This window comes from Massilia agri, from assembly GCF_024753255.1.
Lineage (GTDB): Bacteria > Pseudomonadota > Gammaproteobacteria > Burkholderiales > Burkholderiaceae_D > Telluria > Telluria agri.
Genome location: NZ_JANUHA010000058.1, coordinates 1 through 470, shown reverse-complemented (window position 1 = coordinate 470; position 470 = coordinate 1). Strand labels below are relative to the sequence as shown.

At 65.5% G+C, this 470-nt stretch carries 1 protein-coding gene; it reads left to right on the top strand.

Annotated features, from left to right (window positions below; genetic code table 11):
* Positions 1-71 precede the first annotated feature (71 nt).
* The coding region (locus NX780_RS25120) for a helix-turn-helix domain-containing protein (RefSeq protein ID WP_258830619.1) at positions 72-470 on the top strand (399 nt) is incomplete at its 3' end.

The window sequence follows — 470 nt, the reverse complement described above, 5'->3', positions numbered from 1 at the left end:
TTGCTTCTCGAGCCGCCTGTACGGGCTGCGCAACTACCGCCGTCAGCTGCGCGCGGCGCTGGAGAATCACCATGCTGCTGGCGCACCGGATCAAGATCCATCCCACGCTTGAGCAGCGTGGCTATTTCGCGCGCGCGGCCGGCACCGCCCGCCGGGTATGGAACTGGGCCCTCGCCGAATGGCAGCGCCAGGCCGCCGCTGGCGGCAAGCCGAACGCGATGGCGCTAAAGAAGCAGTTCAACAGGATCAAGTACTCGGACCCGGCCTGGCTTGACGAGAACGGCCAGCCCTGGCTGCGCACCATCCATCGCGACGCGCATGCCCAGCCCTTTTCGAACCTCGCCAGGGCCTGGACCCGCTACTTCGAGCAGCGCCGCTCAGGAAAGCAGGCGTATCCTCCGGCATTCAAGAAAAAGGGGCGCTGCCGCGATGCGTTGTACCTGGCCAACGACAAGTTCAGGATCGAGGGA